Source organism: Halolactibacillus sp. JCM 19043 (genome assembly GCF_001310395.1).
Taxonomy (GTDB): Bacteria; Bacillota; Bacilli; order Bacillales; family Amphibacillaceae; genus Halolactibacillus; species Halolactibacillus miurensis.
This window is the reverse complement of sequence record NZ_BAXD01000059.1, coordinates 1-8,687: the sequence shown is the minus strand read 5'-3', so window position 1 is coordinate 8,687 and position 8,687 is coordinate 1. Positions and strand designations below refer to the sequence as shown.

At 34.3% G+C, this 8,687-nt stretch carries 16 protein-coding genes and 1 pseudogene; 2 read left to right on the top strand and 15 right to left on the bottom strand.

What is annotated here, in order from left to right:
• Positions 1-86: 86 nt before the first annotated feature.
• A complete protein-coding gene (locus tag JCM19043_RS15360) occupies positions 87-653 on the bottom strand; it encodes a hypothetical protein (RefSeq protein WP_062323892.1) in 567 nt (188 codons plus the stop codon).
• Positions 654-759: 106 nt separating this feature from the next.
• Positions 760-912 (bottom strand): hypothetical protein, encoded by a 153-nt coding sequence (locus JCM19043_RS16645; RefSeq protein ID WP_156321446.1) that lies wholly within the window; start codon positions 910-912, stop codon positions 760-762.
• A 123-nt stretch (positions 913-1,035) separates the two neighbouring features.
• Between JCM19043_RS16645 and JCM19043_RS15355 the strand changes: the two genes are divergently transcribed.
• Positions 1,036-1,254 (top strand): hypothetical protein, encoded by a 219-nt coding sequence (locus tag JCM19043_RS15355; protein ID WP_062323890.1) that lies wholly within the window; start codon positions 1,036-1,038, stop codon positions 1,252-1,254.
• 200 nt (positions 1,255-1,454) lie between these two features.
• On the opposite strand, the gene JCM19043_RS15350 is transcribed toward JCM19043_RS15355, so the two are convergent.
• A complete protein-coding gene (locus JCM19043_RS15350; protein ID WP_062323888.1) occupies positions 1,455-1,895 on the bottom strand; it encodes a hypothetical protein in 441 nt (146 codons plus the stop codon).
• 648 nt (positions 1,896-2,543) lie between these two features.
• On the bottom strand, positions 2,544-2,981 hold the full coding sequence (locus JCM19043_RS15340) for a transcriptional regulator (RefSeq protein ID WP_231631584.1): 438 nt from the start codon (positions 2,979-2,981) through the stop codon (positions 2,544-2,546).
• Between the two features lie 109 nt (positions 2,982-3,090).
• Between JCM19043_RS15340 and JCM19043_RS15335 the strand changes: the two genes are divergently transcribed.
• On the top strand, positions 3,091-3,297 hold the full coding sequence (locus JCM19043_RS15335; protein WP_062323883.1) for a hypothetical protein: 207 nt from the start codon (positions 3,091-3,093) through the stop codon (positions 3,295-3,297).
• 153 nt (positions 3,298-3,450) lie between these two features.
• Here JCM19043_RS15335 and JCM19043_RS15330 read toward each other — a convergent pair whose 3' ends face one another.
• The 11 genes and pseudogenes from JCM19043_RS15330 to JCM19043_RS17020 all read right to left on the bottom strand — a co-directional run.
• Positions 3,451-3,636: a sporulation protein YpjB gene (locus JCM19043_RS15330; protein ID WP_062323881.1), complete on the bottom strand. Its 186-nt coding sequence runs from the start codon at positions 3,634-3,636 to the stop codon at positions 3,451-3,453.
• A gap of 329 nt (positions 3,637-3,965) precedes the next feature.
• Positions 3,966-5,321 (bottom strand): phage/plasmid primase, P4 family, encoded by a 1,356-nt coding sequence (locus tag JCM19043_RS15325; protein ID WP_231631583.1) that lies wholly within the window; start codon positions 5,319-5,321, stop codon positions 3,966-3,968.
• A complete protein-coding gene (locus JCM19043_RS17915) occupies positions 5,297-5,830 on the bottom strand; it encodes a bifunctional DNA primase/polymerase (protein WP_231631582.1) in 534 nt (177 codons plus the stop codon). Before JCM19043_RS17915 ends, JCM19043_RS15325 begins: the two co-directional genes overlap by 25 nt.
• 53 nt (positions 5,831-5,883) lie before the next feature.
• The gene (locus JCM19043_RS15320) at positions 5,884-6,255 is read right to left on the bottom strand and encodes a MazG-like family protein (RefSeq protein WP_231631581.1); all 372 of its coding nucleotides are present in this window, start codon (positions 6,253-6,255) and stop codon (positions 5,884-5,886) included.
• 31 nt (positions 6,256-6,286) lie between these two features.
• Entirely contained in the window at positions 6,287-6,541 is a 255-nt protein-coding gene (locus JCM19043_RS15315) for a hypothetical protein (RefSeq protein WP_062323879.1), read from the bottom strand.
• Entirely contained in the window at positions 6,538-6,918 is a 381-nt protein-coding gene (locus tag JCM19043_RS15310; protein ID WP_062323877.1) for a hypothetical protein, read from the bottom strand. Before JCM19043_RS15310 ends, JCM19043_RS15315 begins: the two co-directional genes overlap by 4 nt.
• Positions 6,915-7,340: a hypothetical protein gene (locus tag JCM19043_RS15305; RefSeq protein WP_062323875.1), complete on the bottom strand. Its 426-nt coding sequence runs from the start codon at positions 7,338-7,340 to the stop codon at positions 6,915-6,917. The genes JCM19043_RS15310 and JCM19043_RS15305 overlap by 4 nt, the downstream gene beginning before the upstream one ends.
• Before the next feature lie 211 nt (positions 7,341-7,551).
• Complete coding sequence (locus JCM19043_RS15300) at positions 7,552-7,836, bottom strand: hypothetical protein (RefSeq protein ID WP_062323873.1); 285 nt, start codon at positions 7,834-7,836, stop codon at positions 7,552-7,554.
• Positions 7,837-8,013 carry a hypothetical protein gene (locus tag JCM19043_RS16640; RefSeq protein WP_156321445.1) on the bottom strand — a complete coding sequence of 59 codons (177 nt, stop codon included), beginning with the start codon at positions 8,011-8,013 and terminating at the stop codon, positions 7,837-7,839.
• 27 nt (positions 8,014-8,040) lie between these two features.
• Positions 8,041-8,226, bottom strand: a complete 186-nt coding sequence (locus JCM19043_RS15295; RefSeq protein ID WP_062323872.1) for a hypothetical protein — start codon at positions 8,224-8,226, stop codon at positions 8,041-8,043.
• Between the two features lie 37 nt (positions 8,227-8,263).
• Positions 8,264-8,687, bottom strand: a pseudogene (locus JCM19043_RS17020) (DNA polymerase B); the annotation flags it as partial.

The window sequence follows — 8,687 nt, the reverse complement described above, 5'->3', positions numbered from 1 at the left end:
ATCGTTTTCATCGGATAATTCGATTACTATGAATTTTTCTTTGCTCATTTACTTCACCACCCTTCAGCACATAATAAAAAGACACCCTATTCGGATGTCTTAGTTACCTTGTTAATTGTCATTGCAATCATTGTTTTATCATCAAACTCTGAGTAAGTTAGGAATACTTCATACCCGTTATCTTGATATGATTCAGAATTTAGAATCTCATCTGTGCTCACAGCTTTTGTATATGCTTCTCCATAAGCATCTATATCTAAGTCTAGTGCTGAAACGGTGACAAAGGATGCATTGATTGGCAAGTCGCTTTCAGATATTTCATTGGTTAAATATCCTATCAATTCTCCGTCATTTGAATAAATAATTGATATTGAATTGCTATCACCATTTAATAAAGTTTGAATGTAGCGACCCTCTTCGTTTAATTTAGGATCCTGGATATTACTTATTTCGATATAGTTATCACTGTTTTCTGAATTACTTATAATTTCGTTATACGATTCTATAAATTCGTCTCTTTCTTTCAAAGCATTATCAGTAATACTGAAATTTTCATTTATTGAATCAGTATCATCTAGTTGTGACTCACTTAAACCACATCCACCTAAAAACAAAGTGAATAAAAACATTAAAACAAACAATAGTTTACGCACACAACCAACTCCCTTATGTATGAATACATAAAAGTTTATCATTCATTGGTTGAGATTACCATAATAAAAAGACACCTCGATATGAGATGTCTTAGATAATGTTATTTTATTTTCTAGGTGTTTCTTTAACGAGTTTAAAATAGTGTGCATACAATTCATCTAGATTTTCACGCGTTTGGTCTGCTGGAAGTCTATCTAAATGCATTTCAACCAATTCCATTATGACGTCCATGCTGTTTCTACCTGTTACTTTATCCATCTATTCTCCCTCCTCTCCTTTACGATTTAACACATTATTCGACAACAAGCTAAAATATTCCTGCTTAGTTGGCAGGATTTATAACATTTTTGTCGAATAATGTATAAAAAGGAGGTGGAAATTATGATTAAATCGAATGAAATTGAACGCAAAGAAATTTCATCTGATGAAGACTTAAAAAAAGCAATAGCTTTAGATCTTGATGTCTTAGTTATTAATAGAAAATCTGATGAAGACGTAGGTAAAGGTAAAGTATCCGAATTTGATCAAACAAATGTAATTATTGAAAAAGAATTATTTTCAAGAAAAAATAACATTTTTGAAATCACGTTTTCCGATTAATTTAAAAGGCACTCCGTTTATGCAGAGTGCCTTTCACAATATTTCTCCGCTATCATAAAAAGACGATTAAACAGTTATTGGTTTAGATTACCATAACAAAAAGACACCTCATCGAGGTGTCTTTTCTAATATTCCTTAATTAATAATTATTCACTTATATTTAAAACAAAATTAAACTCAGTTTGTTTTTAATTTACTAATCACAGAGTAAGAAGCACTCTGTATGTATCAATATAATCTTCATTTAAAGCCTTGATATCTTCCTTACTTAAGGTTAAGCCATTTTCCTTATAGGAGAAAGCCTCATCATATTTTCCTTTTTTATCTCTATTAATGCATTCAATATAGAATTTAAAATGAGCTGAATCATGCATTTCAATACTCTCTATATCTGAATATATTACATTATATTCCTCATTGTTTTCGTCATCTAAATCTACTAATCTAATTATTAGAACTAATCCGGTGTTAGTCATATAAAACTCATGGTCAATATACTTTCTATCCTTATTCTCTTCGTTTCCAGGTACATTAGGTGTCAAACTCAACTGAATTTTTTTAGAATTTACTAAATATTCTTCAAATAAAGGATTATACCTACTTGACTGCCATGAATTATATTTTACTGTTTCTAAACTCATAATACCATCTCCTTTTCTATAGAAATTTTCTATAATACTATATTCAACATAAAATTATTTATTCCTGCTAAAAAAGCAGGATTTTTTACTTTTATGTCGAATATAGTAAAGAAGACAGTTCCTTAGTTGCCCCCTCATAAAGTAATTTGTGAGTGCGAACCGGATGAATTCAGGGAACCCTAAGTCTGATTATGATAAGGGAATTCTGAGCCAAGTTGAATGAATATCTGAAATAGTAATTCAAAAGGTGCAACGCATAGATGATGAGGATAGATAGCCAATAATTCATCCACGAGCGTTCGGCATCCTAAACGGATGATGATATATGCTGAACTCTATTGAAAAATAGAGAAGCTCCAGATAATAAACCGGAGCGATAACACAATTGAATGTTACTTCTGCCATTGAATCACCTATGTTTGATATACCTAGCACAGATGCATTAACTGATCTTGGTAACAGACTATCTGATTCCTTAACTTCATTTACTTTAGGAGATGGTGCTATAGCAGACATGAATAAAACACTTGGTGATTTACGGGACTGTCTTAATTTTTAACATAATTAACAATCAATTAATATCTATATTTTTCTACACTAACATAATATCACATTTTAGAAAGCCAAAAGTGACATTGAAGTGACATGCTACCTCCAACCTAGAACTTCAACGGTAGCTTGAACCATTTCATCTCGCCATCTTAACGCTTGTCTCTTACTTACATAACACTGATTCGCGACATACTCCCAATCTTTATTATTATCTTTGCACCAGTAACGTTCATGCACTAACCGCTTCCGGTCTTTAGGTAATGCGTTGTACACTGTTTCAATCGCGCTTGTAATCTCACGTAAGTAATTTAGCTGCTTGTGTTTAGTTAATCTAATAACTTTGTCAGCTGTGGGATCCGTTGTATTTCTTACACTGTTTTTACCTGCGACGACCGTTGGATCATCATCACTCTCGTCATACGGATATAATATCGCTTCTTCTAGCAATTTGATTTCTTGCAGTGTTCGGTAATAATTAAACCACTCTGATTCGATTTTTTTAAATGTTGTTTTCGTCGTTGCTAATTCCTGCAATTTTATGCCTCCCTGGTTATAGGTTTGTATTTTCATCCGTAACTATCCGAAATTTTTGATATACTTAAAAATGGACATCTGTAGCAAAATAACTTGATGAGGTGAATAAATGATCAAAAAAGGTCGTGTAAAAGTTATCAAAGAAAAAGATACAGGTTTAAATCAAAGATTTAAAGACACTCAGACAGGAGAAGAAATGACCCGCGGTCAATTCGCAGATGCAATTGAACAAGGCAAATTTAAAGATTACAATGTAATGCATCAAAGAGGAAAGCGAATCCCGCGTTCCAATCCAGGAGTAGATAACTTAGATTAGAGCTCTAGCTACAGGTGTCCGTTAATTCATTCAATCTATTCCACCCTTTTTTTATAGACCTTTATAATTCTAATTTAACTTCTGTGTAGCTTACGTCCTGCTCTAAAAATTGGTAATCTCTCAACCATTCGTACATATGCTCACCTACCTTATTTACAAATAGCTATCATCTTCCTCATCATCATCAGTTTCAGAAAAAAGAACTTTAAAGGTTTGCTCCATTATCTCTGTTCTTTTTCTAATTTGATCGTTTGTCATCTTCTCATAGTTAGGACGTGGAAGAGTAGAAAACTCTTGGTCTTTTTTAATAAGTGCTTTTCGTTCTGATTCATCATTCATATTTAAGTATCCTTTCTATTGGTGTCCCTAGATGTTGTCCCTAGATCAATTTCATGTGTATACCTTACTGCTTCAAGCGTTTGACTAAATGTCCCTAGATAGGTCTGACCTTCTTTTTATATTTTTAACTTCTTCTTTTTTTACTTATCTTTATTTTTATATAAATATTATCATTTTATCTAGGGACAAAAGAAAAAATATATTAATAATACTATATATATCAAGGGTTTAGGCTGTCCCTAGATGTATTTTTGATCTAGGGACACTTACTTTAATGAAAATATCCAGAACCCTTGTGGCTCTAAGATTAAAGACTGTCCCTAGATGTTTTACTGATTTTCGGACACGTCTAGGGACATTTCAGTTATTGTTGAATAAATATAACCCCTTTTACCATTCCGCCTTACCCTTTGCTTTTCATATCCCTCTTTAGCCAATCGCCTACCAAACTCAGTATTACCAACAGCCTTAAGACCAGATTCTTCACAATAGACCGAATACTGCATATAAGCGTTCTTTGTTACTTTCCCGTCAACACTATAGTTATCAAGGAAACTGAGTACACTGTCAGACTGAACAAAATACTCTTTTGTTATATCAGACACAGCTTTACATTCCGTTAGATCACCCTGCTCGATAATCCGACGCATACCTTCAATCGCAAGTTTCAATAAATAAGATTTCGCATTATCTGTTGATAACTTCGCATCAATCTCCATATCTCTTTCCACTACTCTCGCATCACATGGAATAACACGCATACGCTTCTTGATACCACCGGACTTATCTTTAAATATCGGAATCTCATTACACGTGAAAACAAGCGTAGCTTTATTGTTTAATGTAACAGCAGGCGAATAAATCGGTCTAATCATAACGGGATCACCAGAAACTATTGTCTTAAAATTACTAGACTTATCTAAGTAACTCGCGTTAATATCATCAGCCACATTAAGTAGCTTACCGACCAAGCTATAAACAGTCGTGTCATCATCAAATTTATCCAATGGCACATTCGTATGTAAACCATCAGCGAATGATTGAATCATCTTAATGAGTGTGGATTTTCCGTTGTCCCCGCTCTCGCCCCAAAAGAAGAAGGCGCGGTGCGGGAAACCTTTCGTCATCAAAATATGGCCAAATACTTCCTCCACAAACTTTCGGAGATCTAATCGATTACAGGTGAACCAGTTGAGAAATTCGTCTACATACTTATCATAAGCTTCATCATTATAAGTCGCATCGAGATAAAATGGTGTAAACCCCGGATCAACTTCAACGATCTCGTTTTCGAATAAGCAATACCCATTGTTTAATTGGACAGGTAAATCATCATCATCTTGAAGTGACGCTTTGATTTTAAACAATTCCTTTAATTCTTTGTGTTGTGACGGCTTAAGTTTAATCAACTGATCAATGGCCCGTAAAAGTAAGTTTTCATCTGATATATAGTGACCATTTTGGTTAAAAAAGAGCTTACCTCTGAAATAATGAATGGACAATTTTTCAACCAAGACTTCACTAGTCATAATCATGTCCTTTTTATTTAAAAATTTAGTAATGTTTTCGTTGACTTCTTTAGCATGGACACTTTCTAGTAGATTAGATAACTCTTTATCCTTTAGTGGTTCGGCGAAAGTGTACTGATTAATAAATCCTGCTAAGTTACCGAGTTCTTCATCCAACGTGTATACATTTCCCTTGTCGTGAGCAAGTGGGTGTAAAGATTACTATTTCTTCCTTGTCCGTCACTTAGGCCAACCAGCTGCTCATTTAACTTATTCGGAAAGAGCGTGAATGGCAACTCTGGCAACTGATCAAAGTTACCAAGAAACTTGCGGTTTTCCATTTTTCGCATCTTACCGTTTTGCTTAACAACAATTGGTTGCTTGGTTGTATGTTTATAGTCAACAACCATACCCGCGTTGGTTAATTTCTTGACCCAGTTCTTCAAATACACGTGTTTCGGTTTGCGATAATAAAGGTGAAACCCCCTCGTTGTATGAACCTTGAGCGTTGGGTACTGATTAAAGATTACCTCTCCGATTTTTACAGACTCTTTATCATCAAAGTCTACTACTACCGTTTTACTATCTAGTAAGATGGCCGCATCTTTATAATTCGTATGATCGGTACTGAATGTATCAAAATTATGCTTGGGTACTTTTCCGTCCAGTTCAATATATTTAAGCAAAGATGATCACCTCCCATCTATGATGCTGTGGTATGATACTTCTAAAAATATCTTTAAAGAGGTTGCCAAGGATGATATTTTCTTTGGCTTGATTTTTCATCAACCGAGGAATCTCCTTTTATATCCTCCTGTTTTACAAATATACCATTAATCATTTCACCTTTTCGGTCCTTGATCTCTGAATAAGCGACTTCAACACAACGCTGAATATCAACACCCAATTGTTTTGATAAGATTGTCAGTACGACATACATGTCACCTATCGAGTCTATCACTAGGTCATAATCACTTTTCACCATACCTTGGCATAGTTCGCCATATTCTTCACCTAACTTTAAAATTTGTTTCGTTGGATCAGCAACGTGTAACTTTTTTTCTATTGCCCAATCTTCAATGCGTTCTGTTAACTCATTCATGTTATTCATTATTATCACTCCTGAATTTATTCTGGTTTTTTTAAGTAATCGCATCATATTCGTCTAACTTGTAATATCGTTTATAATCGTTCCAGTCGTCTAAGTCTAACCCTATCTTTTTAGCATCGTTATAATCTTCGTCTGAGTAAGGTTTAGGTAAACTATATCCCATCTTAATTAATTGCATTTGTACAAAGTAGTATCCCTCTTCACCAAAATAGGCAGGATCAACACCGAAATGTTCTTCAGCTTTTCTCATTACCTTTTTAAAGTCTTCATCTTTGATTGCCTTCATACTGTCACTTCCTCTACAATGTCGAATAATCGTCTATCTAACGTGAATGATCCTGCAGGCTCGTAATCACGATTATCCCAATCCTCAGAAAAAGCGCTCCAATCATTTCGATAAGAACCAAACATTTCATCTTGCTCTAATTCGTACATGAATCGTTTCCACTTGATGTCGTTTTCGCTATTGTAGGAGGCTAATGACCATCCATCGTCACCATACACCTGCATGAAGCTATCTGTTAAATACGCTTCGCTTACTGCTATGTGATTAAAAGCTTTTACTATGATGTGAAACTCGTCTTGTGACATTCCATCGTATATTTCTTTAAGTAGGTTCATATCAACTTCTTTAAATTTAACGAGATATATTCTTAATTTCATTCTGTCACAACTCCGTCCATAGGCTCCTCACCTTTTTTATATTCAAAGTCGATCGGTATGATTTTCTCTGGTTTAAAAATCAATTTATAGTCATACTCTGACACATCAGACGTCCCTAACTGCTCGACTGTATAAGTAACGTTGTCACTCAATCCCAAATAGTGCTTTTGGTATTTATCCGGGCCAACTTTCGCGATGACTTCAATGACGTTGTCACGATCAATGTCTACACTGATATTTCCGACCATCTCCATGATATAAGTGTCAGTGAGCGAGTTATAAAACACTACACGTCTGATCACTCTAAATTCATCTGAGTCCTTACTGATATTGTATGACACTGTATCCGCCGCCGAAGAACAAGCACTCAATAACATTGTCAACAAAACCATACCTAGTAAAATAAATTTTCGTTGCTTCATTTTTCTAACACCTCATTCATAATTTTTTCTAATCTAATCACTACATCGCGTAAAGTTTCTGAAGTATCCGTCTCGTTTTCTTGCTCGAATTTTATAGATTCTTCTTTCAATACTTCAATTATGTCTTCGAGTTTAGAAATCATTTTTTATAGCTGTAAATTTCCGCTTCTAAATGTTCTTCGTACGGAGTATTCATTTCTTTATCTCCTTTTTACAATAATCCTTTGATGGACTTCTGCTTCATTTCCTGTTCATAATCACTTAGCATTTCTAATGCTTCTTCTATTTCATCCTCGTCACCATAACTTAAAAGTTCTAACGCCTCCTGAACTTCTTCTGTCAACTCTCCCCATCTACCGATTTGATATTCAAAACCTTCTTTGTCTGAAACTTTACCCAATACACCTTCCACCATCCGATAAGAAAATTCTGTTTCGAAAAATATTAACGTCTTTTCAATTACGTTGTTCTCATAAGTAACTGTGTATTTAGCCATTTATTTCATCTCCTCAATCATCTCAATTATTTGTTCTGGTGATTCTCTAACTTTAATTGAAGAATCATCACCTCTAAACAACACTTCCGAATAAAGACCACCATCATAAATTGATTCGATACTCGCTACGTTTATCCACATGTGTTTGTCGTTATACAATGTCAACTTTATAAACATTTCGTTGTCCCCTTTCTGTCCCTATTTTTAATTAATAACCAGAAACTCAACGAGTTCCATCTGCGTTTTTGTTGTTGGTATAGCGTATTCTGTCGCCAATTTAATAGCTGTTGTCACTGCTTCAAGTTTTTCTTTTGTCATAGCAACCACATAAACTTTATTGCTGTCATTCATCAATATCGTTACTTGTGCATTTTCAACATCTAACTCCATTTCTTCATCTCCCTTGGATCTGTCTCATATTAACCATTCAAAACATCCACCACTCAATTTGTTTAATGTACCAATTGAGGTCCAGTTTCCGTTTATCCAATCTTTTTAGCTCGTCATTCCAAACAAAACAATTCTCACTGGTGTAAGAAACTTTTGTGTATTTGGTTTCTTTGTCATTTTTAGTTTTATAAACCGTCCCTAAGTATTTATCCTTTGTCGCAAAGATACGATTAACATTTTGTAGTGTATTAAAGTTGCTACTATAAGAACCTTCTAGCAACGTATCTTCCTTTATTTCTTGTGCCATTCCATCAAATTTTCCTGTTTTAGCCACTAATTGAAAATACTCAAATTGCTTAGCTTTCCATAGATCAACGACCGTCTTATTGACTTTGATGCCGTGCATATAATAATCAACTAAAGCACGGTCAATAATTGTCAAGCTATTGCGTTCAAAGTCT

Excerpts from the sequence above, each read along its gene's own strand:
- JCM19043_RS15350 (WP_062323888.1), bottom strand. The coding sequence starts at position 1,895 with ATGAGTTTAGAAACAGTAAAATATAATTCATGGCAGTCAAGTAGGTAT.
- JCM19043_RS15335 (WP_062323883.1), top strand. The coding sequence starts at position 3,091 with ATGATCAAAAAAGGTCGTGTAAAAGTTATCAAAGAAAAAGATACAGGT.
- JCM19043_RS15320 (WP_231631581.1), bottom strand. The coding sequence starts at position 6,255 with ATGAATAACATGAATGAGTTAACAGAACGCATTGAAGATTGGGCAATA.
- JCM19043_RS15355 (WP_062323890.1), top strand. The coding sequence starts at position 1,036 with ATGATTAAATCGAATGAAATTGAACGCAAAGAAATTTCATCTGATGAA.
- JCM19043_RS15305 (WP_062323875.1), bottom strand. The coding sequence starts at position 7,340 with ATGAAGCAACGAAAATTTATTTTACTAGGTATGGTTTTGTTGACAATG.
- JCM19043_RS15315 (WP_062323879.1), bottom strand. The coding sequence starts at position 6,541 with ATGAAGGCAATCAAAGATGAAGACTTTAAAAAGGTAATGAGAAAAGCT.
- JCM19043_RS16645 (WP_156321446.1), bottom strand. The coding sequence starts at position 912 with ATGGATAAAGTAACAGGTAGAAACAGCATGGACGTCATAATGGAATTG.
- JCM19043_RS15310 (WP_062323877.1), bottom strand. The coding sequence starts at position 6,918 with ATGAAATTAAGAATATATCTCGTTAAATTTAAAGAAGTTGATATGAAC.
- JCM19043_RS16640 (WP_156321445.1), bottom strand. The coding sequence starts at position 8,013 with ATGTTTATAAAGTTGACATTGTATAACGACAAACACATGTGGATAAAC.
- JCM19043_RS15295 (WP_062323872.1), bottom strand. The coding sequence starts at position 8,226 with ATGGAGTTAGATGTTGAAAATGCACAAGTAACGATATTGATGAATGAC.
- JCM19043_RS15330 (WP_062323881.1), bottom strand. The coding sequence starts at position 3,636 with ATGAATGATGAATCAGAACGAAAAGCACTTATTAAAAAAGACCAAGAG.
- JCM19043_RS15300 (WP_062323873.1), bottom strand. The coding sequence starts at position 7,836 with ATGGCTAAATACACAGTTACTTATGAGAACAACGTAATTGAAAAGACG.